We start from the raw sequence: 23674 nt of genomic DNA, 5'->3' as shown, positions 1-23674 counted from the left end.
ATGAGTAAGCGTCATCGATGGTATGCGATCTGTACGTTCGTCCTGCTTGCGCTGGCGATCCTCCTGCCAAGGCCGGCGTTCGCCGAACTGCTGCCGCCCTCGACCCGATCCGATCGGCGCGTCGCAACGGTCGATGCGCTGCAGCGAGCAAAAGCTGCCCCGGCCGACGCCGTTTCCAATACAAAAGACGAAAGCAACGACAAGACCGCGAAAGACCTGCCAGCTTCGCGGCCTGGCCTCGGCGGCCATCTGAGCTATCGCGCCCTGATCGAAAAGGAGACCGCGGGAACGGGGCTTGCACCAGAGATCGCCGAAGCCGTGATGGCGGTGGAGAGCGGCTCCAACCCTGCTGCGATCGGCGGTGTTGGCGAAATCGGCCTGATGCAGATCTTGCCGTCCACCGCCCGCATGCTCGGCTTTGCCGGAAGCAATGCCGATCTCGCGGTGCCTAGCACCAACATTCATTACGGCGTGACCTATCTTGCCCGGGCTTGGCGGCTGGCCGGCGGCGATCTCTGTACCGCCGTGATGAAATACCGCGCCGGTCACGGCGAGACGCGCTTTTCGTTTCTGTCGGTCAATTATTGTCTCGCAGTGCGCAGCAAACTCGCTGCCCGTGGCTTTCGGGTGACGGGAATTGTTCCGGTCGCGACTTTCGGCGCGGCTGCGGCTGGAAGCACCGGTTGCAAACGCAAGTGCCTGGGGGAATCTCGTGTCGGCCGCGTTGATCTTGCCGCACTCAACACCCGGCTCGGCGCGCTCGTGATGCAGGCGAGGGCGGCGCGGTGACGATAGCTGCTGCAAGTCAAATGGCGGGAGCGGGGAGTTTGATACGCGCGCTGATCCTTGCCATGATCGCAGTGGCAGTGCTGGCCGTGATGCCGGCGCGGGCCGACGCGCAAACTTTGCTGCCTCAAATCACCGTCCGCCCGCCCTCACCGAAGAACACCGACCCCAAAGGCAGTGGCGTTGATATCAAGGGTGGGGATAGCAGCCCGTTCGGACGTCTCAATGATCAGCTCAAACGCAAAGTCGATGAGACCAATCCGATCGGAAACACCCCTCCGCTGGATGCGCGCTCGCCGGACACCAAGACCGGTGTCGTGAACATACCGGGCGTGCAGCAGCAATACGGCAAGAATTTCGGACACTCGGTTATTCCGTATCGACCGCCGCCGCCCGTTTACACGCCCCCGCTTGGCCCTCAACGATAAGCGCCGGCCCGATCAAGACAACCGCCGAGACCACGGCCTTAAGTGGTCACGAAGCGGTCCGGTCGGGTATCTTTTTTGGGGCATTTGTCGTCGTCTGGGGGGCCCTTGGTCGGGCCACGGGCGAGGTCACGGGGATGCGGATGGATATCTGTTACAATTAAACTATATCACAGGATCTTGGCTCGAACCGGTGATGGGCCGGCTTCGCATGAATCCGTGGCTCCGCGATGGCCATTTCGGGCGAGGCCATTTCGGGCGAGCCATGCGGTCCGGATACCCCGCGCGACGTGTGTGTAAGAGAATTTGACGAATGCTAGCGCAGGAACGGCAGCTTGGCGCGCCGATGGCGGCTCTTCTTCCCACGGCGGCCCGGAGGTCGACCGGGACGCGGGCGATGGTGGCGGTTGCCGCCTTGGTCGGAGCGCTGATCTGTGTCGCCAAGGCGGCCGAGCCCGAACAGCCATCGGCGTCACAGCCGATTGAGTTTGCGATTGCTTCGCAGCCCCTCGCCAACGCCTTGCACGCCTATGGACGAAAGGTGGGCATTCAGGTGCTTTACGAAAGCCGCTCAGCGATCGGCCGGCAGTCGGCGCCGGTGCAGGGACAGTTCACCCCGGACGAGGCGCTCAAGCGCCTGCTGGCGGGCACCGACCTCGAAGTCCGCCACGCGCGGGCGGACGCGATCACGCTTGTTGCGCCCGACGCGAGGGATATGCCGCCGGTTAATCCATTGGCGACTGCCGACCTGTCGATCGGTGAACTGCGGGTTCGTGCACCGGGCAAATCCAATGATCTCGCTCGATTCCAGGACTACAGCGAGAGCGTCCGCGCCGAGATCCAGCGCGCGCTGCTGAAGAACACGACAACGAGCTCCGGCAATTATCGGGCGGTCCTCGATCTGTGGATCGATGCCGACCGCATGGTCAAAAGAGCCGCGCTGTTGCAATCGACGGATGATACCGCGCGCGACGCCGCCATCACCTCCACAATCCAAGGCCTGACGATCAATCGACCGACTCCCGCGGACGCCCCTCAGCCGGTGCGCGCGGTGATCGTGGTGAGAACATCCCGATGAGGTTCACCGCGCGACACGACCGCTCGTCCGAGACGATTGGTCCGGAAGGCCATGACCCTGAGCCGCCGCCGACCACCGAGCTTTTGCGGCTAATCCTCTTTCCGGCGATCGTCGGGATGTTGTTTATCGGCGGTGTCTACTGGCTTCGCCTCCAGGTCGCAGCGGGCGGCGGCACGCCGGAATCGACCACGCTCGTCCAGGTCCATCTGCTGCCGCGCCCGGATCCAATCCCGATCCCGGTGACTCCGGCCACTCAATCGGCCGCCATCAGCGTTCCAAGTCCGACCAGCGGTCAGACCGAAGCGCCAGCCGCCGTGGCCAACCAGACCTTGGCCGCGTTGCCGACTGAGCCGCCAACGGTCTCCGAACCGGCGGTGCCAAGCACGAGCCCGCCATCCACCACGCATGCGCCGAGTCCTGCCACGCTGGAATTCAGGAATGCCTTGCTGCGGCACATCGCCCAGTTTCAGCGATACCCAAGGGCTGCCGAGCCCAAGCGCTTGCAAGGCACGGTTCGCGCGGTGTTCTCGGTCAGCCGGGACGGCAGGCTTCTGGGCGCCTGGGTGAAGACCAGCTCAGGCGAAGTCGTGCTCGACCAGGCCGCGATTGAGACGCTGCGCCGCGCCCAGCCGCTCCCGGTTATTCCTTCGGCCTTGCCCGATCCGATCAAGATCGAATTGGCGCTCGGCTTCGACCCGCCGTGACCGGAAAGTCGCGTCTCCGCACGGTCGAATGCGGCAGGGGAGCTATGGCGGCGCATTCCTATTGTCATAAATCCGTAGTTCCGGGCCGTTACCACCTGTTGATCCTCGGAATCTAGGCCCCGAGGTGGTACCAGGTAGGGGCCCGCGAACGTGGCGGATACCAATCGGCTCAAGCTGCGCCGGCAACTTGTCGAAAATTACGATAAACTGATCAAGCACCTGACGCGGCGCTTGGGATCGTCGGATTTCGCCTATGAAGCCCTGCACGAGACCTTCGTGCGGCTCGACGGCGTCCCGGAGACCACCGAGGTCCGCAGTCCTGCCGACTATATTTTCCGCACGGCCATCAATATCGCCAAGAACCGCCGCAAGGCGCAGAGCTATCGCGTCTCGCCGTTCGAGATCGAGGCGCTGATCGATGTGACCGACGAGATGCCGGATCCGGCAAGAACCGCGGAGGCGCGCTCGGATTTTCAGGCCTTTGAGCGGGCACTTCTGCAGCTTCCCGAGCGACCGCGTCACGTCCTCCGTCTGATGTCGCTGGAGGGCAAGACCGCCCAAGAGACCGCCGAGATCCTGGAGGTCAGCGTGCGCACCATCGCTGCCGACTATCAGCTAGCGCTACAACATTGCGCCCATAGCCTCAACCGGCCGCTCCTTGCCCGCCTTGGAGGTCCACGTCCGCGGGTGTGACAGTACCTGCGCCCTGGTCAGCCCGCTTCAATCGCCGCTACGGACAGACACTCGACACGTGCCGATTACCGCGGCTCTCGGGGCCATATCCACGATTGCAATATTTTCTTTCGTGATCGACCCTCCCCAGTTGTCTACTGAATAGGGCGCGTCCGCCGCGGGGTTCGATCGGTTGTCTCAGCGCACTTCGGGAAGCGATCTCGGCGGCCGGATAGCGCAGGGCATTGCAGCCCGCCGTAGGGGAATAGCCGTGAAGCGCGTCAGAGGTTTGGGGAGTTCACGGCCAACCGCAGCGGTGACCGCCGTTGACGAGAATCACTTATACGGGATGAACGCCTCCCTGCCGCCGAGCGGGATTTCGGCGGCTTGCGCGGCTCATGAGCGAAAATTGTGACCCTCTCACCTGAAACGCCCGGGCCCGATCCGCTCCTCGACGAGGCCATTGCGTGGATCGTCCGTCTCAAGACGGGCGAGCCGACCCGGGCTGACGTGCAAGCACTCGAACAATGGCGGGGCCAGAGCGCCGCCCACGAGGCCGCGTTCAAGCGCGCCGCCCGTATCCATCGGGACGCGGGGATTGTCGCTGGCCGGCTCACGGCGCGTTCGACCGCGCCGCACATCGTGCAAGCCGCCGCAGGGCGCCGACGGATAAGTCGGCGTTTCGTCCTCGGGGGCGGTCTCGCCGTGGCGGCCGCCGCCGGCTACGCGGTCGTCCAGCCGCCATTGGGCCTATGGCCGTCTTTGCAGGAATTGTCGGCCGACTACCGAACCGCCAAAGGCGAGCAGCGTAAGGTCCAGGTCACGCCCGAGGTATCGCTCGAACTGAACACCCAGACCAGCATCGCGCTGCGATCGCAGCAAGGTCAGCCGACCATCGAACTGATTTCCGGCGAGGTCCTCGTCAACGCGCTGCGTCCAACGTCAGGTCCGCTGGTCGTGCTCGCCGCCGGCGGACAGATCGGAGCCAGCGAAGCCCAATTCAACGCCCATTGCTTCGATGCGGCCGTCTCGGTGACCTGTCTGAACGGAACGGTCGACGTTCAGCATTCCGGCCAGTCCGTCCGGATCGGCAAAGGCCAGCAGCTCTCCTATACCAGCGCCGGGGTTGGGCCATCGATGAACGTCGACCCCGCCCAGGTGACCGCGTGGCAATCCGGGTTGCTGATCTTTCGCGATCGTCCATTGGCCGCCGTGGTCGAGGAGGTCAACCGCTATCGGCCGGGCAAGATCGTCATCGTCGGCGCGGAGCTCAGATGGCGCGCTGTCAACGGCGACTTCGAGATCAACAAGCTCGACTCGTTCGTCACGCAGGTCGAACAGTTGTTCGGCGCCCGCGCCACGTCGTTGCCCGGCGGCCTCGTTCTTTTGAGCTAAGCCAGGTCGACCGGCGTGCGGCGCATACCTGACTCGTTGCGAGGTAGGCCTCGCCTGAGTTGTCTGATGAGATGGTGGTAAGTTCTGCGCGCGCCGGGCGCCATCTCGCCGGCAAACGATTCCGGTCAACCTTCGTGGGGAGAGCATCTGAGTCCGAAGAGGTCAGCCTCGGGGCCGGCTGCCTGCCGATTTCGATCGCTTGATAATCTGAGCAAGCCGGCGGCGACGGATCCTTCGTGGTCCGCGGGGGTTATCGTCCAGAACCAGGCTGACGACACGCGGGCCGGAGGTGGTGAGAGGTAAAAATGCCATTACCAACTCTTGCGACGATGATTCTCACGGTGACGATCATGACGACAAATGAAGGCAAGGCGGCGCCGCTCGACCAGTTTCTATGGAAGAGCCGGGTGTTGGTCGTCGTCGCCCCCGTCGGAGACCCTGCGGCCGAGGAGCAACGACGGATCTACAACGCTGCCGCGAAGGGCATGTCCGAGCGTGCGATCGTTCTTAGCGAAGCGCTGGACGGGAGCGAGCGATCCCGCCAGATCCGGTCCCGGCTCGATGCCGACGGCAGGCGATTTCAGGTCTTCCTCGTCGGCAAGGACGGCAACACGGCGATTTCGTCCGATAAGCCAGTGTCCGCGGACTATCTGTTCGGGAAGGTCGACGCGATGCCCATGCGCCGGGACGAGATGCGCCGCGCCCGCTAGTTCGACCAAAGGGTGATCATTGGGGTGCCGTGATCTCAGCCCTGATCGTCGCCATGACCAGAGCTGAAGCGGCGAGGAGGCCACGCGTCGGGTAAATTCCACATGCGAGGCCGGGCGCTATTGCGGATCGATCCGCACCATCGCGGTGCCGCTGGCGATCATGTCGAGTTCGCGCGCCGCCGCGGTCGACACATCGATGATCCGGCCGCGGCCGAACGGCCCGCGGTCATTGATCCGCACCACCACCGAACGGCCGTTGCCGATGTGGGTGACCAAGACCTTGGTGCCGAACGGCAGCGTGCGATGCGCCGCGGTGAATGCTTGCGCGGTGCTGACCTCGCCGCTGGCGGTGCGGCCGCCGTGATAATAGGCGGCGCGTCCGGTTTCGGCCGCCGCAGGACCGGCGGCAAGCAAGGCCGCGCCGATGCTTGCCGCAAAGATCGTGTCTGACCTGGTCATGGTGGAACTTTGCAGTCGTTGGCGGATCAACTCGCAGCGGTGCTGCAAGAATGAAGGGAGCTCGTGCGCCTCCACACGAATGGATTGCGCACCAGACGCAATGACGCTGGCTAAATTGCGGCGGCCGGCGTGGAATGGCTTATGCATGGCCGGTGCAAGCAGGGCCGGGCGGCTTCGAGGCGGGCCGCCACGCCTGACAGGGGGGTGCTGACGCGGATGTCGCTGCGGCTGCAGGGGCTGGTGGCGCCTTCGAGGTCGGGGCGCCCGAGCCGCAGCGTGCTGCGCTGGCGCAGGCGCCTCGCGGTGCCGGCGGGCTCGCCTTCGGGCTGATCCCGGCGGCCGCGCGCGATCTCGGACAATGGGAGGCCAGCGATCCGCAGCTTCGCGAGTCGTCCCGTTCGCTGATGCAGCCGGATTTCCCCGCCGTGTCGTGCTGCGGCGAGGCCGACGCCTATTGGGCGGATTCCCATGAAATCGCCGACGGCCAATACGTCGCCATCATCACCAATCCGCGGCCGGACGCCCCGCTGCGCCGCCCGCATCTGGAGATCGGCACCAAGATCGTGGTTCCAAACCACAAGCTGAAATCGGACAGCGGCAATCCCACCGGTCACGGCATCATCTTCCTCGGCGGTCCGGGCCATGTGTTCTGTCATCTGCCGCCGACCGGGTGTCGGCGAGGGCGGCGCGCCGCCGGACGGTTTTGTGTGGTGACCGCGGACGATCTGGGCTACAATGGTCAGGTCGCAAGACGATGGCGCTGAAACTCAACGCGGACTGCGGGCAGACCCGGGGGCAGTACCCGGCGCCTCCACCCGAGCAGCTGACAATGCGAGATCTCGTTTTTACGAGTTCTCATTCCGTGCGACGGACTTTGTCGAGCTGCTCCGGCGGGGGCGAAACAGGATCGATGGCCGCGAAGAAGTGTTGAATTGTTCCCGGCATGATACCGCCGTTATCGGGTCAAAACCTAAATGCAAACGATAACGTTCGCATGAACGAAGTGCGCCTCGCGGCGTAACCGTTCGGGGTAGGTCCACCTAGCAACAGAACGGCCATGGCCGCGTCGTCCTTCACCGGACGGCGCGGCTTTTTCGTTGTCGAGCTGCCTTGCTGAGTCTTGGTGTGGCGTTTCGTATGCAACGCCGCGATCGTCGCGGCGATTTGCGCTGGATCAAAGGCAGCTACTTGCGACCGTGCAGATTGCTGCGATCGGCAGGCAATAGGCTTATTTCGCGCGAATTTCGGTTACTTGTCGATCCGGCGGCTGCAAATCCGATGGCGCGGAAACCCATCCTCCTATAAGAAAATCTTTGACGGTAACGAAGATAATGAAATTCTGGTATTTCACCGATCCGGTCCATATCCATCCCCAGCAACAATGACCTGGTTGGTCGGACGCTTGCGCTGCCGTATCCCGAGGACATGACCATGCACCAAGGCCTGACGCTGTCGCGCCACACGAATGAGTATGCAGGGACCGACAAGCTGCGACTCGCTGTTGCCGCCGCGATCGACGCGATCGCCGCCGCGTCGATCGACATTTCGGAACTGATCGGGCGCGGTCCGCTCGCCGGCATCACCGGTGAAGCGCAGGGCTCGAGCAACGCCGACGGCGACGTGCAAAAAGACCTCGACGTCCGCTGCGACGAAATGATCTTGGCGGGGTTGCAGAAAATCCCCTACGCCGCATTGGCCTCCGAGGAATCCGAAACGCTGGTGCTGGGCGATCCCGGCGCGCCGATCTCGGTGGCGTTCGATCCGCTCGACGGCTCCTCCAACATCGATACCAACATGACGGTCGGCACCATCTTTTCGATCGTGCCGAACAAGCAAGGCGAGGCGCCGTTCAGCGCTCCGGGCAACGTCCAGCTCGCCGCCGGCTTCGTGGTGTACGGGCCGCAGACCTCGCTGGTGCTGACGCTCGGCAACGGCGTCGACATTTTCACCCTGGATCGCCGCGACCGCACCTACAAGTGCATCCGCCAGCAGGTGCAGATTCCCGAGCACACCGCCGAATTCGCCATCAACGCCTCCAACCATCGGCACTGGGAACAGCCGGTGCGCGATTTCGTCGAAGAGTGCCTGGCCGGCGCCGACGGTCCGCGCAGCAAGGACTTCAACATGCGCTGGATCGGCTCGCTGGTCGCCGAAGCCTATCGCATCCTGACCCGCGGCGGCATCTTCCTGTATCCGGGCGATTCCCGGCCGGGCTATGGCGACGGCCGGCTGCGGCTGCTCTACGAATGCCATCCGATGGCGTTCATCATCGAACAGGCCGGCGGCGGCGCCTCGACCGGCCGCGAACGCGTGCTCGATCTCGCCGCCAAATCGATCCATCAGCGCGCGCCGCTGATCATGGGATCGGTCGACAAGGTGCAGCGCATCGAACTGCTGCATAACGACCCCGCGGCCGCGACCATCACCGCGCCCTTGTTCGGGCACCGCGGCCTGTTCCGAGTCTGAGAGAGCCGGAGTATAAAACAAACACATGTCACGTAAGCATCCGATCATCTCCATCACCGGCTCCTCCGGCGCCGGCACGACGTCAGTCAAGCGTACCTTCGAACAGATCTTCCGCCGCGAGAACGTCAACGCCGCCTATATCGAGGGCGACGCCTTCCATCGCTACAACCGGGTCGACATGCGCACCCGGATGGCCGAGGAGGCCGCGCTCGGCAACAAGCATTTCAGCCACTTCAGCCCCGAGACCAACCTGTTCGAGGAACTGGAGACCACGTTCCGCGACTACAGCACCACCGGCACCGGCAAGACCCGCTACTACGTCCACGACGACAAGGAAGCCGCGATCCACGGCGTCGAGCCGGGCAATTTCACCGACTGGCAGACGCTGCCCGAGGGCTCCGACCTGCTGTTCTACGAAGGCCTGCACGGCGCGGTGATGACCGAGAAGGTCAACGTCGCCCAGCACGCCGACCTCAAGATCGGCGTCGTCCCGGTGATCAATCTGGAATGGATCCAGAAGCTGCACCGCGACCGCAGCGACCGCGGCTATTCCACCGAGGCGGTCACCGACACCATCCTGCGCCGGATGCCCGACTACGTGCACTACATCGTGCCGCAATTCGGCGAGACCGACATCAACTTCCAGCGCGTGCCCACCGTCGACACCTCGAACCCGTTCATCGCGCGCTGGATTCCCACGCCCGACGAATCCATGGTGGTGATCCGCTTCAAAAGCCCGCGCGGCATCGACTTCGCCTATCTGCTGTCGATGATCCAGGGCAGCTTCATGTCGCGCGCCAATTCGATCGTGATCCACGGCTCCAAGCTCGACCTCGCGATGCAGCTGATCCTGACGCCGTTGATCATGCAGCTGATCGAACGCAAGCGCGGCGCCAAATAGACGTCAGGTCGACGTCACGTCATCCAGCCTGCGGACGCCCGCGCGTCCGCACCCATCCGTAGCCAACCCCATTCCGGAGGCTTTCTTGAATATTGCGACGCATGCCACGCCGATCCACCAAACCGTCCCGCACCGCGAGATGGCCAATGCGATCCGTTTTCTGGCGATCGACGCGGTCGAAAAGGCCAAGTCGGGACACCCCGGCATGCCGATGGGCATGGCCGATGTCGCAACGGTGCTGTTCTCGCGCTTTCTGAAGTTCGACGCCGCCGCTCCGGCCTGGCCGGACCGCGACCGCTTCGTGCTGTCGGCCGGCCACGGCTCGATGCTGCTCTACGCGCTGCTGTATCTGACCGGCAACGAGGACGTCACGCTGGACCAAATCAAGGCGTTCCGGCAGTGGGGATCGAAGACCCCGGGGCATCCGGAATACGGCCACACCAAGGGCGTCGAGACCACCACCGGGCCGCTGGGGCAGGGCCTCGCCACCGCGGTCGGCATGGCGCTCGCCGAGCGGATGAGCAACGCCCGGTTCGGCGACGACGTGGTCGATCACTATACTTACGTGATCGCCGGCGACGGCTGCCTGATGGAGGGCATTAGCCATGAGGCGATCTCGCTCGCCGGACATCTCAAGCTCAACAAGCTGATCGTGCTGTTCGACGACAACCAGATCTCGATCGACGGCGCCACCTCGCTGTCGTGCTCGGACGATCAGGTGGCGCGGTTTGCCGCCTCGGGCTGGGCCGCCAGCCGCGTCGACGGGCATGATCCGGAAGCCGTTGCGGCTGCGATCGAGCAGGCCAAGCAAAGCGACCGGCCGACGCTGATCGCCTGCCGCACCGTGATCGGCTTCGGCTCGCCCGGCCGCGCCGGCTCGGAAAAGGCCCACGGCGCGCCGCTCGGCGCCGAAGAAATCGAAAAGACCCGCGCCGCGCTGCAATGGCCGTACGCGCCGTTCGAGATCCCCGAGCCGATCCTGAAGGCGTGGCGCGAGATCGGCAAGCGCGGCGAGGCGGCGCACACCGCCTGGAGCGAGCGCTTCGCCGCCTGCGACGCCGGCCTGCGCACCGCCTTCGACGACGCGCTGCAGGGCAAATTGTCCGCCGAATACGACGGCGCGCTCAAGGCCCTGGTGCAGAAGTTCTCCACCGAGCGGCCGAACATCGCGACCCGGCAGGCCTCGCAGCTCACCATCGACACCATCGTGGCGGCGTCGCCGAACATCCTCGGCGGTTCTGCGGATTTGACGCATTCCAACCTGACCCACGCCAAGGGCACCGCGTCGGTGACGCCCGATAACTATGCCGGCAGCTACATCCACTACGGCATCCGCGAGCACGGCATGGCGGCGGCGATGAACGGCATCGCGCTGCATGGCGGCTTCATCCCGTTCGGCGGCACCTTCCTGTCGTTCGCCGACTATAGCCGCGGCGCGATCCGGCTCGGCGCCCTGATGGGCGTCCGCGTCATCCACGTCATGACCCATGACTCGATTGGGCTCGGCGAAGACGGCCCGACCCACCAGCCGGTGGAACAGGTCGCGTCGTTGCGCGCGATCCCCAACCTGTTGGTGTTCCGTCCGGCCGACGCGGTGGAGACCGCGGAAGCCTGGGACTGCGCGTTGAAACAGGCGCACCGGCCCTCGCTGCTGGCGCTGTCGCGCCAGGCGCTGCCGACCGCGCGTTCGGGCCTCAGCGAAACCAACCAGGTGGCGCGCGGCGCTTACCTCGTGGTCGATCCCGGCGACAAGCGCGACATCACCTTGATCGCCACCGGCTCCGAAGTCGCGATCGCCACCGACGCCGCCAAGCTGCTCGGTGAAGCCGGGGTCAAAGCCGCGGTGGTTTCTGCGCCGTGCTTCGAGCTGTTTGCGGAACAGCCGGAGGCCTACCGCGACGCCATCCTCGGAACCGCGCCGCGAGTCGGCGTGGAGGCGGCGATCGCAGCGGATTGGTATCGCTGGATCGGCGAGAAGGGTGAATTCGTCGGCATGACCGGGTTCGGCGCCTCGGCGCCGGCCAGCGTGCTATACCGCGAGTTCGGCATCACCGCGGATGCGGTGGCGAAGGCGGCGCAGCGCGCAATCGCGCGCGCGAAACATTGAAATCGAACCAGCGTCCACAGGACAGCCAGGAGGCATTATGGCGCGTATCACTTTAAGGCAGTTACTGGATCACGCGGCCGAGCATGGCTACGGCGTGCCGGCTTTCAACATCAACAACATGGAGCAGGGGCTGGCGATCATGGAGGCGGCCGCTGCGGTCGACGCTCCGGTGATCATCCAGGCCTCGCGCGGTGCGCGGGCCTACGCCAACGACATCGTGCTGGCGAAGCTGATCGACGGGCTGGCGGAAATGTATCCCGACATCCCGCTGTGCATGCATCAGGACCACGGCAACGACGAAGCCACCTGCGCCACCGCGATCCGCTACGGCTTCACCTCGGTGATGATGGACGGCTCGTTGAAGGCGGACGCCAAGACCGCCGCGGACTATGACTACAACGTCGCCATCACCCGCCGCGTCACCGATTTCGCGCATTGGGTCGGCGCCTCGGTGGAAGGCGAACTCGGCGTGCTCGGCTCGCTGGAGCACGGCGGCGGCGAGCAGGAAGACGGACACGGCGTCGAGGGCAAGGTCAGCCGCGACCAGCTGTTGACCGACCCCGATCAGGCGGTCGATTTCGTCCGCGCCACCAAGGTCGACGCGTTGGCGATCGCGATGGGCACCTCGCACGGCGCCTACAAGTTCTCCCGCAAGCCCGACGGCGACGTGCTGGCCATGAAGGTGGTCGAGGAAATTCACCGCCGGCTGCCCAACACCCATCTCGTTATGCACGGCTCCTCGTCGGTGCCGCAGGATCTGCAGGACATCTTCAACGAATATGGCGGCGCGATGCCGCAGACCTTCGGCGTGCCGGTGGAAGAGATCGTGCGCGGCATCAAGCACGGCGTTCGCAAGGTCAACATCGATACCGACTGCCGGTTGGCGATGACCGGCGTGTTCCGCAAGATCGCCACCCAGAACAAGGCCGAGTTCGACCCGCGCAAGTTCCTGAAGCCTGCGATGGATGCGATGCGCGACGTCTGCAAGCTGCGCTTCGAGCAGTTCGGCACCGCCGGCAACGCCGGCAAGATCAAGGTGATTCCGATCTCGGACATGGCCAAGCGCTACAAGTCGGGCGCGCTCGACCCGCAGATCGGCTCGGTCGCCCGCGCCGCCGAGTAACACCCCGCATCACCAGCAAGTCATTCCGTCCGGCGCGCTGCGGCGCGCCGGTCCCCCCGACCTTAGGAGACGATGATGGATCAGTCGAACCGTTACGCCAACCTCAACCTGACCGAGAAGGACCTGATCGCGGGCGGACGGCACGTGCTGTGCGCCTACATCATGAAGCCGAAGGCCGGGTTCGGAAACTTCCTGCAGACCGCGGCGCATTTCGCCGCGGAATCCTCCACCGGCACTAACGTCGAGGTCTCCACCACCGACGATTTCACCCGCGGCGTCGATGCGCTGGTCTATGAGATCGACGAAGCCAAGCAGCTGATGAAGATCGCCTATCCGATCGATCTGTTCGACCGCAACATCATCGACGGCCGCGCCATGATCGCTTCGTTCCTGACGCTGACGATCGGCAACAACCAGGGCATGGGCGACGTCGAATACGCCAAGATGTACGACTTCTACGTGCCGCCGGCCTATCTCAAGCTGTTCGACGGCCCGTCGACCACGATCAAGGATCTGTGGCGCGTGCTCGGCCGCCCGGTGGTCGACGGCGGCTTCATCGTCGGCACCATCATCAAGCCGAAGCTCGGGCTGCGGCCGCAGCCGTTCGCCAATGCCTGCTACGATTTCTGGCTCGGCGGCGACTTCATCAAGAACGACGAGCCGCAGGGCAACCAGGTGTTCGCGCCGTTCAAGGAAACCGTGCGCCTGGTCAATGACGCGATGCGGCGGGCTCAGGACAAGACCGGGCAGCCAAAACTGTTCTCGTTCAACATCACCGCCGACGATCATCACGAGATGGTCGCGCGCGGCGAATACATTCTGGAGACCTTCGCCGACAACGCCGACCACATCGCGTTCCTGGTCGACGGCTACGTCGCCGGCCCCGCCGCGGTCACCACCGCGCGGCGCAGATTCCCGAAGCAGTATCTGCACTACCACCGCGCCGGCCATGGTGCGGTGACCTCGCCGCAGGCCAAACGCGGCTACACCGCCTTCGTACTGTCGAAGATGGCGCGGCTGCAGGGCGCCTCCGGCATCCACACCGGCACCATGGGCTTCGGCAAGATGGAAGGCGAAGCCGCCGACCGCGCAATGGCCTATATGATCACCGAGGACAGCGCCGACGGGCCGTATTTCCACCAGGAATGGCTCGGCATGAACCCGACCACGCCGATCATCTCCGGCGGCATGAACGCGCTGCGGATGCCGGGCTTCTTCAAGAACCTCGGCCATTCCAACCTGATCATGACCGCGGGCGGCGGCGCCTTCGGCCATATCGACGGCGGTGCCGCCGGTGCGAAGTCGCTGCGGCAGGCCGAGCAGTGCTGGAAGGAGGGCGCCGATCCGGTGGCTTTCGCCAAGGAGCATCGCGAATTCGCCCGCGCCTTCGAGAGCTTCCCGCACGACGCCGACGCGCTTTATCCGAACTGGCGCGGCCAGCTCGGGCTCGCCGCCGCCTGATCACGCGTTCGATCTTGGACGGTTCGGCGATGGCCGCGCAGCGATGCGCGGCCATCGTCGTGTCGTAGCTCTCTCGTCGTGAGGTTCGGCCGATGATTTCCGCGATCATTTTCGACGTCGACGGCACGCTCGCCGAGACCGAGGAGCAGCACCGGCTGGCGTTCAACACCGCGTTCGAACAGGCCGGGCTGCCGTGGCGCTGGGACGAAGCGTTGTATCGCGAATTGTTGCAGGTCACCGGCGGCAAGGAACGGATTCTGCATTTCATCGCCTCACGGGCGCCGCTGCCGCAAGCCGAGGCGCAGGCGCTGGCGCCGCGGCTGCACGCTGCCAAGACCGCGATCTATACGGAAGCGGTGAGCGCCGGCGCGATCCCGCTGCGCCCCGGCGTCAAAGCTTTCGTCGAGGCTGCGGCGGAAGCCGGTCTGACGCTGGCGATCGCCACCACCACCAGCCTGCCGAACATCGCCGCACTGCTCGCCAGCGCGTTCGGCGCGCGCTGGGAACAGCTGTTTCCGGTGATCGCCGCCGGCGACATGGTGCCGCGCAAGAAGCCGGCGCCGGACGTCTATCGGCTGGCGCTGGCAAAGCTCGGCCTGCCAGCGGAGGCCTGCGTGGCGATCGAGGATTCCCGCAACGGCGTGGCCTCCGCCGGCGCCGCGGGCTTGCGGGTGATCGCGGTGCGCAGCCTCTACACCAGCGACGACGACCTGTCCGGCGCGGCCGTTGTGCTGCCGGACTGCCGCGACCTGGATCTGGCGCTGCTCGCGGAGCTCGACCGCGCGCGGGTCTGAGCTGCGAATACGGGCCAGAATACCGTTGAAAAATCGCGTAAGCTTGCCGCAAATTGAGGACGCGAATCATTATGAGCGAACCACAGGTCGTTTGCCCGATAGGCCGCGTGGCGATGCTGCCGTCGCCGAGCGTCATGCGCTGCACTGCGCGGCCGTGAAGTAACGCTGCGCGCCGCCGCCGATGATGTCTCCGCCCAACACCCCAGAGCATGATCCCGTCCCGGTCCGCCACCGCATGCTGGAACGCATCGCCCATGTGGCGCTCGAGGTCGGCCGCATCCTCAGCCAGAACGGGGCGTCGGTGCGGATCACGGATGAGGGCGCGCGGATGATCGCGGCGGGGCTGGGCGTCGAAGTGCTGGGCACGCGCACCGGCTATGCCTCGTTCGAGATCACGGTGGGTACCGGTCGCAACACCATCACCCGGATGATCCAGGTCGGTCCGCACGGCGTTAACCACCGGCTGGACTTCGCGGTGCGCCAATTGGCGGTCCGGGCCTCGGCCGGCGGCATGACGCCGGAGGAGATCGAGAGCGAACTGGCAAGGCTGCAGCGCGAGACACCGCGGCATCCGCCCTGGTTGGTCGCAGTGGCGACCGGGGCGGCGTGTGCGGCGTTCGGCCGGCTGCTCGGCGCCGACTGGCCGGCGTTCCTGCCGATGCTCGCCGCGGCGGGGATCGGCCAGGGGCTGCGCCATCTGCTGATCGGCCGCCGCCTCAATGTCTTCGTCATCGCCGCGATCGTCGGCTGCGTCGCCGCGACGCTCGGCGGGCTCGGCGCCCGGCTCGCCGGCAGCGCCACCATCGAACTGGCGATGATGGCGTCGATCCTGCTGCTGGTGCCCGGCGTGCCGTCGACCAACGCCCAGACCGACATCATGGACGGCTATCCGACGATGGGCAGCGCACGCGCGGTGTGGGTGATCATGATCATGGTGTTCGCGGTGACCGGGCTGTGGATCGCCGAATTCCTGCTGAGGATCCACCCGTGATCGATGCCGCCGCCGCCGTCGCGATGCTGCCCTATCTCGGGCACCAGGCTTTGTTCGGGGCGATCGCCGCCGCCGGCTTCGGCGTGCTGTTCAATTTCGGCGGCCGGGCGCTGGTCTGGTGCGCGGTCGCCGGCGCGCTGGCGCTCGCGGTACGCACCTTGGGCCAGCAGACCGGGATCAGCCTCGAGGCCGCGAGCTTCGTCGCCGCGGCGGTCACCTCCTGCGCGGCGATTCAGTCGCGGCGCTGGCTCGGCGTCGCCTGCCACGCCATCGCGCTGGCCGGCTGCATCCCGATGGTGCCGGGCGCGTTCTTCGGACAGGCCTTGCTCGGCTTCATGTCGGTGACCGGGGTCGCCTCCGACCACACCGTGCCGACCATCGTCACCTCGGTGCAGGCCTTTGTCCGGGTGATCTCGACGGTCGGCGCCATCGGCGCCGGCCTGACCATCCCGGCCTATCTGTTGCGCAGTCGGGAGTTCTGAAATCCGCCGCCGTGGCTCTGCGCCAGGCGGCAGCGTGGTGCTGCGTGCGGCGATTGCTGAGGTGGGGGAGGCGCATCACGCGGGACGCCGACGATGATCGACGGATCGATCGGCGAATCCAGCAATGGCGGAGACGGAGGGATTCGAACCCTCGATAGGGCTTTACAACCCTATAACGGTTTAGCAAACCGCCGCCTTCAGCCACTCGGCCACATCTCCGTGCGGCCCGATATGCCTGACGCGGTGGCGGGCCGCAAGCGGCCAATTGCGCATTTTGACTCATTCGCGAACTGGTGCGCCCGCGCACGGCATTTTCGGCCGAAATTCGCGGTCTGCGCGGCGCCGACATTGCGAAAAACGCTTGGTCCGCGATCCGCCGCTCAGTTTCCGTCGTCATGACGCGCAGAACGGCGCCGAAAAAAACACCTCTGCAACCGGCCGATGTGACCGATTCGCCGCAATCGGACGCTGATGCGACGGTCTGGCGCGTCACCTGCGAAGCACAGGCGGTCCGTCCGAGGCCTGGACGCAACCAATAACCGAAATGAAACAGTCACTTAGTGATTAGTTAGGAAGCGATCTGCGTGTTATTTGTGCAACACAGAGTCAAAAATGATGCGAGTTGTCCTGTTCCCAGCGGTTGCATTGTTGCGCGCAGGGCAGTGTTGAGTAATTGTCGTAGCTGCGACGGAGGGGGGCATCCCGAGGTCGCCCCGTTAGGTGGTTCGCTTTAGTCCCTCGCGTTGAGCGGGTGTGTCCGAAGACGCGAACGGCTGGGCGGTGTGTCATGGGATCAGGAACCAACCTTCGGGTGCTTGTCGCACCAGCGGATCAGGAACCTTCCCCAAAAAAGCAACTTGGAGGTTTACATGAAGATGGTTAAGAGCCTTATTCTCGGCTCAGCGGCGGCCCTGGTCGCGATTAGTGGAGCCCAGGCCGCCGATCTTCCGTTGAAGGCCAAAGCGGTCGAATACGTGAAGGTCTGCTCGCTGTACGGCGCAGGTTTCTATTACATCCCCGGCACTGACACCTGCATCAAGCTCGGCGGCTATCTGCGCGCCGACCTCACGCTCAACGGTTCAGCCGGCTTCGACGCGCCCGCCTGGAACGGCAATTCGGGTCAGCAGAATCGTCTGAAGAACGACTTCATCTTCCGCTCCCGCCAGGACATCAACATCGACACCCGCACCGCGACCGAATACGGCGTGGTCCGCACCTACTTCGATGCGATCTTCCAGTGGACGACCGGCACCGATACGATCGCCGGTGGCTCGCTCGGCGTGTACTACGCCTTCGTCCAGTTCGCCGGCTTCACCTTCGGTAAGGCGGTGTCGCAGTTCGACGCGCCGTGGTCGGGCTATCCCGGCAACAACACGTCCTACCTGCTCGGCGGCTACGACGACGTCACCGGCATCAACCAGATCTCCTACACCGCGCAGTTCGGCAATGGCGTGTCGGCCGCGATCTCGTTGGAAGATCCCTACGCCTATTTGCAGTCGGCGCTGTATAACACCTCTTTTGCGGCGTCCGGTACGACCGGATTCGCCGGTGGTGTGGCCGGAGCCGCCACGTTCTACGGGGCAAACTCCTACGCCGGCACTCAGATTCCCGACATCGTCGGTCAATTGCGTGTCGACCAGGCCTGGGGGTTGTTCCAACTCTCGGCGGCGGCGCACCAGATTCGCGCCAGTTACTACAATCCGGGTGATGAAACCACCGGTCACCCCGGCGACAAGTGGGGCTACGCCGTGCAGGCCGCCCTGTCGATCAAGAACATTCCGACCGGTCCCGGCGACAGCATCAACGTGAGCGCCGGCTATGCGGATGGGGCCAGCCGCTATTTGATCGGCGGCGTGACGGGCAACAGCTTCGCAATGTTCGGCGGCACCGGAGCTCCCGGCGCCTATCAGAGCTTAGCCTTCGCGGCGTCGTCGGACGGCGTGTTCGCCGGCACCTCGTCGGCCAACGGCACCGGCATCCAGACCACGACGGGCTGGGCGCTTCGTGGCGCGTTCAACCACAACTGGAGCCCGTACTGGTCGTCCTCGCTGTTCGGTTCGTACACCGCGATCAACTACAACGGCACCGCGACCGCTCTGATCTGCGGTGGCACTGGCTTCGGTCTGTTGAATATCACAGGTTACACTCCGGTCGCGGGCTCCGGCTATAGCTGCAACCCCGACTTCAACATCGCGCAGGTGGGTCTCGTCACCCGCTGGACCCCGGTCAGGAACCTGACGCTGTCCGGCGAAGTTCTGTACACCAATCTCGACCAGAACTTTTCCGGTGTCGTTGCCCTTCCTGCTGTCGGAACCAAGCCGGCTCGGAGCTACGAGTTGAAGGACCAGGACACCTGGACCGGCAACCTGCGCATTCAGCGTAACTTCTGATCGTCTTCGGACGAGCTGATCGATCTTCCCCCGGCGGGACACCGCCGGGGGATTTTCGTTGCTTGCGTTGTCTGTCGTATCTGCGCTGAGGTGGTGTGTCGTGCGCGGAGCGGGCGCGAGCTCGATCGGCTGCGCGGCCGGGCTGGTTGGCGATGCAATGCAACGACGTCGATCGAAAGAACGGCAAGGGTTGCGGCGCCCGTCGCTTGCGGCCTCGGCCCGGACGCAGCAGGCGCCATTGGCGCGCGATAGTTATTCGACGCTGGCGCCGCGATGCAGGTCGGCTTCGATCTGCAGCTTCGTGCCGCCGCCGAAGCGGGCGCGATAGACCTGGAGGTTTTCCATGATCCGCTGCACGTAGTTGCGGGTCTCGGCGAACGGGATCTGCTCGACCCAGTCGACCGCGTCGACCTGCGGATCGCGCGGATCGCCGTAGCGCTCGATCCATTTCCGCACGCTGCCACGCCCGGCATTGTAGCCGGCAAAAGTCATGATGTAGGAGCCGCGATAGTCGTCGATCAGGCTGCCGAGCTCGGCGGCGCCGAGCGTGGCGTTGTACGCCGAGTCGTTTTTCAGCCGGGCGAGATCGAAGCTCGCGCCATATCTCTTGCAGACATATTTGGCGGCGCCCGGCGTCACCTGCATCAGGCCGTAGGCGTTGGCCGGTGACACCACCGCGGGATTGAACGCGCTTTCCTGCCGGGCGATCGCATAGACCACGGCGCGGTCGACGTCGGGGCCGATCGATTTGAACGGCGGAATGCCGTTGACCGGGTAGGCGTAGTGCTCGAACGGCAGGCCGCGGTTCAGCGCGGCCTTGCCGAGCAGCAACATGCCGCGGGCGTCGCCGTTGCGCGAGGCGAGTTCGGCGAGGCCGACCAGCGCGTCGGGATCGCCGTTCTCGCCGATGTCGCCGAAGATTGGAATCGCGATGTCGCGCTCGTCGAGCGCGTAGAGCAGGGCCACCGCGCGAACGACCTCCAGCCGTTCGACGCCGCGGGTTCGACTGGCCGGCGCGGCGTTCAGCTCGATCTGCGGCAGCCCCAATTTGGCGCGCGCCAATTGGCCGTAATAGCTGGTGGATTGCTCGGCGGCCGCCGCATAGGCGTTGCGCGCCTCCTGGCTGCGGCCGGCGGCCTCGGCGGCGCGGCCCTGCCAATAGCCGGCCCGCGCCAGCGCCGTCGGGTTGACGCTGCCGACGCCGATCCGGGCGAAGTGCTGCGCGGCGGTGGCCGGGTCCTTGAGGAACCGCAGCGCGATCCAGCCGGCGGTGAATTCCTGCTCGGTCTTGTAGATGTCGCGCGACGGCAGCGCGGCGTCGCGCGCGATCAGATAGGCGGAGCGGTGCTCGCCGACGTCGAGCATCTTGCGCGACAACAGTCGTCGCTCGATCCACCATTCGTCGAGGTCGTAGAGTCGGGCCGGATCGCGCGGCGCATTCAGCATCAGATGCGCGGCCTCGGTGAACTTGTCCTCGCGGCGCAGCAGCTGGATCTTGGCCAGGATATAGCCGGGGTCGCCGTGTAGTTCTCTCGGCACCTCTTCGAGCAGCGCCTTGCTGTTCGGCGCCTTGCGCGCCAGTGCGATTCGGGCTTTGGCGAGCGCCAGCTGCGCGGTGCCGAGCCGCTTGGCGGCGCGCAATCCGGCGGCGCTGTCGCGTTCGTAAAGCAAGACGTCCATCCGCGCCTTGTGATCGCCGGGGGTCAGCAGCGGCGCGAACATTTCGAGCGCCATGGTCTCCAGCGCTTCGGTCATCTGGTCGCCGCGCCAGGACTCGCGGACCAGGCGCTCGGCTTCGCGGCGATCGCCGCGCGCCAACAAAGCGCGCGCCAGCGACAGCCGGCCCTTCGCCGACAACGGCGTTTCGTTCTGAAAATAGCTGAGCACGACGCCATCGTCGCGATGGTCGTCCCACAACGCTGCCTCGGCGCGCCGGCGCAGGAAGGTCTGCGACGGCCAGCTCGGATTGGCGGCGAGGAAGGCGCGGTAGCGCTCGACCGCGGCGCCGTTGTCGTCGCTGCGCAGGATCAGCCATTCGGCGAGCTTGCGTGCCACCGAATCCGAAATGCCCGCCGCCACCTGAGTGGCGTCGGCGGGTTTGTGGTTGCGGATCAGCTCGATCACGGTCTCGACCGCTTCGACGTCGGCCTGCGGCGTCGACGAGGTCGCGGCCATCGCCGCCGGTGCCGTGGGTTTGCGCTCCGGTTTGGCCGGCAGCGCGGCGTGCTTCCGGGTTGCGGGTTCCAGCGCCCGCGCCGGCGAGGCCGCAACCGATAGCGAGCCGCGGATCGGCGCTGGCGCCGCCGTGGCGGGAGTCGTTTTCGGCACCACGCCGCGGGCCAGCGGCCGCGGCTTGGGCAGCGGAACCTGCGATGCCGCGAAGGCATCGAGCGAGGCGCCAAGCCCAATCACCAACGCCAGCGCGACGCTGGAACTTCGCAGCGTCAGCGACGAGGTGGCCGGCAGCCCGGCGGTTCGTGAGGCATGATCATGCAATCGGAGCGGTCCTGAAACATTTCGCCGTGTGTTGATTCGCCGGTGTGTTATCGAATCAGAATACGCCCAAATTGTTGAACCGATGGTTTTTCGGCGGCGAGAGCGGCTGCACGCGTCAGCTCGCCGCAGCGATGGCGCAGTCGAGCCGACGTGACGGGCTCAAACGACGGCCGAGCTAGTTCAAGCGACGAACAAAAAGAGCGGCGTAAGTGCTACGCCGCTCTTTGCTAAATCAGATATCCCGCGTCAACTAGGGGCAGGGGTGCCGCAACCCGTCATAGCCCAGATAGGTTCCCGACGCCGGATCGTAGGAACGATAGCGCCGCTTGCAATAGGCCACGCTGTCACCGCCGACATCGGGGATCACCTCGACGGTCGGTCCGTCATCGTAGTAATAGGGGTCGCCGTAATAATAGGGCGAGGCCAGCGCGCCGCCGATAAACGCTCCGGTGGCAAAGCCCGGATAGAAGCCGCCGCCGCGATAGCGGTGCCCGCCATGATAACCGCCACCACCAAAGCGCGGACCGCCACCGCCAAAGCGCGGACCGCCGCCGCCAAATCGCGGGCCGCCACCGCCACCGCTAAACCGCGGGCCGCCACCGCCGCCGCCAAACCGCGGTCCACCGCCGCCACCGCCCCCCATGCGCGGGCCGCCGCCGCCGCCACCACCGAATGCCGGTCCGCCGCCGCCGCCCCCACGGGCGCCACCACCCCCGCTCGCAGCGCCGCCGCCGGGGCCGCCAAAGCCTTGTGCATAACCATCGGTCGCGCCTGCCACCGGCAGAGAGATCGCCAGCAGGGCTGCAAATGCGGCAGAACTCAAAACCTTCAAACTGATCATCGTCGGCTCCTAATCATGGGATCGTTCAACCGTCGTCAGGCGCGGACGTTCCCAAACGTTGCGCTTTTCACCCATCGCGCAATGTGGACCTGCGGAAATGTACGCGGAATGAATAGCGCGCGCGGGAAGCCACGGGGTTTGCGCTTTGGCCGGCCGCGGCGCACACTGGACATTGCTGCCAACCGGTGGCATCAGGATGTCGGTTGGTCACACGGAAGCTCGCTATGAAATTGTTTCTGCTCCGATTTTTCACGTGGTGGACAGGCTACACGTTGGGCACCCAGCTGTGGACCTGGCGGTTCGGCGAAGTGGTGGGAAGCGATGAGTTCGGCAACCGCTATTTCCGCACCAAAGGCGGCGTGATCGACCCGGCGCTGGGCTTCGAGCGACGCTGGGTGCTTTATAACGGCTACGCCGAGCCAAGTTCGGTGCCGGCGGATTGGCACGGCTGGTTACATCACACCGTGGACGTGCCGCCGACGGCCGAAACCTACACGCCGCGCGAATGGCAGAAGCCTCATCAGCCCAATCTCACCGGGACCCCCGGTGCCTATCGGCCGTCCGGCTCGACGCTGGCGAGTGGCCGCCGTCCCAAGGCCACCGGCGATTACCAGCCCTGGACTCCTCAGAACTGAGTTGAGGCGCCGGCAATCAGTCGCGCCGCGGCGCGGCTGACTGCGTCGCTTCGCCGCTGCCGCGCGGCGGCCATTCTGTCCTCGAGCAGCGCCAGCACCGCGGGCGGAGCGGAGGCGGGCGAGCCGGCGTCGAACGGCGGCGCCGGGTCGTATTCCAGCATCAACTGAATTGCCTGTGCGGTGGTCCGATCGGTCAGCATCTCGGTCAGCGTCAGCGCGAAGTCGATTCCGGCGGTGCCCCCGCCGCCGCTGATGCGATCGCGATCGATGCAAACCCGTGAGGCGGTGGGGATTGCGCCGAACGCCGCCAGATGCGGCATCGCCGACCAGTGCGTGGTGGCGCGGTAGCCGCGCAGCAGCCCGGCCGCGCCCAGCACCAGCGATCCGGTACACACCGAGGTGACGAAGCGCGCGCCAGCGGACTGGCTGCGCAAAAATGCCAGCGTCTCGTCGTCGCCGAGCAACGCGTCGGTCCCGGTGCCGCCCGGCACGCAGATCACGTCGAGCTGCGGGCAATCGACGAAGGCGATGGTCGGCAGCAGGCTCAGCACGGTGTCGCTCGGCACCGGCGCGATCCGCTTGGCGACGAGATGCACCGTGGCGCCGGGGATGCGCGAAAACACCTGCAGCGGACCGGTGAGGTCGAGCTGGGTCAGGTGAGGGAACAGCAACAGACCGATCTGGACAGGCATTGGCCGGCTCCTTGGCGCTTGACCCGGCGAGCGTGGCATGATCGGCTGATGTCCGAAATGGCGTAA

General features: G+C 65.5%; 22 protein-coding genes, 1 tRNA gene and 1 other RNA gene. 18 read left to right on the top strand and 6 right to left on the bottom strand.

The genetic code is table 11. The features are described 5' to 3' along the window. The 7 genes from RPC_RS14565 (at position 1) to RPC_RS14535 (ending at position 5770) form a co-directional block, all read left to right on the top strand. Positions 1–789 (top strand): lytic transglycosylase domain-containing protein, encoded by a 789-nt coding sequence (locus RPC_RS14565; protein ID WP_011473352.1) that lies wholly within the window; start codon positions 1–3, stop codon positions 787–789. Positions 790–827: 38 nt separating this feature from the next. Beyond that, the gene (locus RPC_RS26830) at positions 828–1214 is read left to right on the top strand and encodes a hypothetical protein (protein WP_415914711.1); all 387 of its coding nucleotides are present in this window, start codon (positions 828–830) and stop codon (positions 1212–1214) included. A gap of 394 nt (positions 1215–1608) precedes the next feature. After that, on the top strand, positions 1609–2289 hold the full coding sequence (locus RPC_RS14555) for an STN domain-containing protein (RefSeq protein ID WP_011473350.1): 681 nt from the start codon (positions 1609–1611) through the stop codon (positions 2287–2289). Next, complete coding sequence (locus tag RPC_RS25085; RefSeq protein WP_011473349.1) at positions 2286–2993, top strand: energy transducer TonB; 708 nt, start codon at positions 2286–2288, stop codon at positions 2991–2993. The genes RPC_RS14555 and RPC_RS25085 overlap by 4 nt, the downstream gene beginning before the upstream one ends. 150 nt (positions 2994–3143) lie before the next feature. Then, positions 3144–3686 carry an RNA polymerase sigma factor gene (locus RPC_RS14545; protein ID WP_011473348.1) on the top strand — a complete coding sequence of 181 codons (543 nt, stop codon included), beginning with the start codon at positions 3144–3146 and terminating at the stop codon, positions 3684–3686. 390 nt (positions 3687–4076) lie between these two features. Next, on the top strand, positions 4077–5060 hold the full coding sequence (locus RPC_RS14540; protein WP_011473347.1) for a FecR family protein: 984 nt from the start codon (positions 4077–4079) through the stop codon (positions 5058–5060). A 305-nt stretch (positions 5061–5365) separates the two neighbouring features. Then, complete coding sequence (locus RPC_RS14535; RefSeq protein WP_011473346.1) at positions 5366–5770, top strand: DUF4174 domain-containing protein; 405 nt, start codon at positions 5366–5368, stop codon at positions 5768–5770. A 117-nt stretch (positions 5771–5887) separates the two neighbouring features. Here the strand turns inward: RPC_RS14535 and RPC_RS14530 are convergent, their stop codons facing one another. Further along, complete coding sequence (locus tag RPC_RS14530) at positions 5888–6229, bottom strand: septal ring lytic transglycosylase RlpA family protein (RefSeq protein ID WP_041802870.1); 342 nt, start codon at positions 6227–6229, stop codon at positions 5888–5890. A gap of 110 nt (positions 6230–6339) precedes the next feature. Continuing rightward, positions 6340–6873 carry a hypothetical protein gene (locus RPC_RS26510; RefSeq protein ID WP_167532077.1) on the bottom strand — a complete coding sequence of 178 codons (534 nt, stop codon included), beginning with the start codon at positions 6871–6873 and terminating at the stop codon, positions 6340–6342. Positions 6874–6933: 60 nt separating this feature from the next. Between RPC_RS26510 and ssrA the strand changes: the two genes are divergently transcribed. The 9 genes from ssrA (at position 6934) to RPC_RS14480 (ending at position 16554) form a co-directional block, all read left to right on the top strand. Beyond that, positions 6934–7292, top strand: a transfer-messenger RNA (tmRNA) gene (gene ssrA, locus RPC_RS25515). 368 nt (positions 7293–7660) lie between these two features. Next, positions 7661–8695, top strand: a complete 1035-nt coding sequence (locus tag RPC_RS14515; RefSeq protein ID WP_011473342.1) for a class 1 fructose-bisphosphatase — start codon at positions 7661–7663, stop codon at positions 8693–8695. 25 nt (positions 8696–8720) lie between these two features. Beyond that, positions 8721–9596, top strand: a complete 876-nt coding sequence (locus tag RPC_RS14510) for a phosphoribulokinase (RefSeq protein ID WP_011473341.1) — start codon at positions 8721–8723, stop codon at positions 9594–9596. Positions 9597–9735: 139 nt separating this feature from the next. Then, positions 9736–11703: a transketolase gene (gene tkt, locus RPC_RS14505; protein ID WP_415914843.1), complete on the top strand. Its 1968-nt coding sequence runs from the start codon at positions 9736–9738 to the stop codon at positions 11701–11703. Positions 11704–11740: 37 nt separating this feature from the next. Continuing rightward, the gene (gene fba, locus RPC_RS14500; RefSeq protein WP_011473339.1) at positions 11741–12826 is read left to right on the top strand and encodes a class II fructose-bisphosphate aldolase; all 1086 of its coding nucleotides are present in this window, start codon (positions 11741–11743) and stop codon (positions 12824–12826) included. Positions 12827–12901: 75 nt separating this feature from the next. Continuing rightward, positions 12902–14287: a ribulose-bisphosphate carboxylase gene (locus RPC_RS14495; RefSeq protein ID WP_011473338.1), complete on the top strand. Its 1386-nt coding sequence runs from the start codon at positions 12902–12904 to the stop codon at positions 14285–14287. Positions 14288–14379: 92 nt separating this feature from the next. After that, a complete protein-coding gene (locus RPC_RS14490) occupies positions 14380–15081 on the top strand; it encodes an HAD-IA family hydrolase (protein ID WP_011473337.1) in 702 nt (233 codons plus the stop codon). A gap of 235 nt (positions 15082–15316) precedes the next feature. Then, positions 15317–16072: a threonine/serine exporter family protein gene (locus RPC_RS14485; protein WP_415914710.1), complete on the top strand. Its 756-nt coding sequence runs from the start codon at positions 15317–15319 to the stop codon at positions 16070–16072. Positions 16073–16095: 23 nt separating this feature from the next. Next, on the top strand, positions 16096–16554 hold the full coding sequence (locus RPC_RS14480; protein ID WP_041802867.1) for a threonine/serine exporter family protein: 459 nt from the start codon (positions 16096–16098) through the stop codon (positions 16552–16554). A 125-nt stretch (positions 16555–16679) separates the two neighbouring features. Here the strand turns inward: RPC_RS14480 and RPC_RS14475 are convergent. After that, positions 16680–16773 (bottom strand) — tRNA-Ser (locus RPC_RS14475). A gap of 650 nt (positions 16774–17423) precedes the next feature. On the opposite strand from RPC_RS14475, the gene RPC_RS14470 reads away from it, so the two are divergent. Continuing rightward, positions 17424–18944, top strand: coding sequence for a porin (locus RPC_RS14470; RefSeq protein WP_011473334.1), 1521 nt, complete (start codon positions 17424–17426; stop codon positions 18942–18944). 252 nt (positions 18945–19196) lie between these two features. Here the strand turns inward: RPC_RS14470 and RPC_RS14465 are convergent, their stop codons facing one another. Next, positions 19197–21440: a lytic transglycosylase domain-containing protein gene (locus RPC_RS14465; RefSeq protein ID WP_011473333.1), complete on the bottom strand. Its 2244-nt coding sequence runs from the start codon at positions 21438–21440 to the stop codon at positions 19197–19199. Between the two features lie 250 nt (positions 21441–21690). Then, positions 21691–22281, bottom strand: a complete 591-nt coding sequence (locus tag RPC_RS14460; RefSeq protein ID WP_011473332.1) for a BA14K family protein — start codon at positions 22279–22281, stop codon at positions 21691–21693. A gap of 224 nt (positions 22282–22505) precedes the next feature. On the opposite strand from RPC_RS14460, the gene RPC_RS14455 reads away from it, so the two are divergent. Further along, on the top strand, positions 22506–22916 hold the full coding sequence (locus tag RPC_RS14455) for an NADH:ubiquinone oxidoreductase subunit NDUFA12 (RefSeq protein WP_011473331.1): 411 nt from the start codon (positions 22506–22508) through the stop codon (positions 22914–22916). Here RPC_RS14455 and RPC_RS14450 read toward each other — a convergent pair. After that, complete coding sequence (locus RPC_RS14450) at positions 22907–23608, bottom strand: DJ-1/PfpI family protein (protein ID WP_011473330.1); 702 nt, start codon at positions 23606–23608, stop codon at positions 22907–22909. The genes RPC_RS14455 and RPC_RS14450 overlap by 10 nt on opposite strands. Between the last annotated feature and the right edge of the window lie 66 nt (positions 23609–23674).

The sequence above is a fragment of the Rhodopseudomonas palustris BisB18 genome (assembly GCF_000013745.1).
GTDB lineage: Bacteria > Pseudomonadota > Alphaproteobacteria > Rhizobiales > Xanthobacteraceae > Rhodopseudomonas_A > Rhodopseudomonas_A palustris_F.
The sequence above is the reverse complement of the archived record's forward strand: the minus strand, read 5'-3'. Positions and strand labels throughout refer to the sequence as shown.

Coding starts and splice junctions, on each gene's coding strand:
- RPC_RS25085 (WP_011473349.1), top strand. CDS start 2,286: ATGAGGTTCACCGCGCGACACGACCGCTCGTCCGAGACGATTGGTCCG.
- fba (WP_011473339.1), top strand. CDS start 11,741: ATGGCGCGTATCACTTTAAGGCAGTTACTGGATCACGCGGCCGAGCAT.
- RPC_RS14480 (WP_041802867.1), top strand. CDS start 16,096: ATGCTGCCCTATCTCGGGCACCAGGCTTTGTTCGGGGCGATCGCCGCC.
- RPC_RS14450 (WP_011473330.1), bottom strand. CDS start 23,608: ATGCCTGTCCAGATCGGTCTGTTGCTGTTCCCTCACCTGACCCAGCTC.
- RPC_RS14515 (WP_011473342.1), top strand. CDS start 7,661: ATGCACCAAGGCCTGACGCTGTCGCGCCACACGAATGAGTATGCAGGG.
- RPC_RS14470 (WP_011473334.1), top strand. CDS start 17,424: ATGAAGATGGTTAAGAGCCTTATTCTCGGCTCAGCGGCGGCCCTGGTC.
- RPC_RS14490 (WP_011473337.1), top strand. CDS start 14,380: ATGATTTCCGCGATCATTTTCGACGTCGACGGCACGCTCGCCGAGACC.
- RPC_RS14530 (WP_041802870.1), bottom strand. CDS start 6,229: ATGACCAGGTCAGACACGATCTTTGCGGCAAGCATCGGCGCGGCCTTG.
- RPC_RS14485 (WP_415914710.1), top strand. CDS start 15,317: ATGCTGGAACGCATCGCCCATGTGGCGCTCGAGGTCGGCCGCATCCTC.
- RPC_RS14565 (WP_011473352.1), top strand. CDS start 1: ATGAGTAAGCGTCATCGATGGTATGCGATCTGTACGTTCGTCCTGCTT.
- RPC_RS14455 (WP_011473331.1), top strand. CDS start 22,506: ATGAAATTGTTTCTGCTCCGATTTTTCACGTGGTGGACAGGCTACACG.
- RPC_RS14460 (WP_011473332.1), bottom strand. CDS start 22,281: ATGATCAGTTTGAAGGTTTTGAGTTCTGCCGCATTTGCAGCCCTGCTG.
- RPC_RS14555 (WP_011473350.1), top strand. CDS start 1,609: ATGGTGGCGGTTGCCGCCTTGGTCGGAGCGCTGATCTGTGTCGCCAAG.
- RPC_RS14495 (WP_011473338.1), top strand. CDS start 12,902: ATGGATCAGTCGAACCGTTACGCCAACCTCAACCTGACCGAGAAGGAC.
- RPC_RS14510 (WP_011473341.1), top strand. CDS start 8,721: ATGTCACGTAAGCATCCGATCATCTCCATCACCGGCTCCTCCGGCGCC.
- RPC_RS14535 (WP_011473346.1), top strand. CDS start 5,366: ATGCCATTACCAACTCTTGCGACGATGATTCTCACGGTGACGATCATG.
- RPC_RS26510 (WP_167532077.1), bottom strand. CDS start 6,873: ATGGCCCGGACCGCCGAGGAAGATGATGCCGTGACCGGTGGGATTGCC.
- tkt (WP_415914843.1), top strand. CDS start 9,736: ATGGCCAATGCGATCCGTTTTCTGGCGATCGACGCGGTCGAAAAGGCC.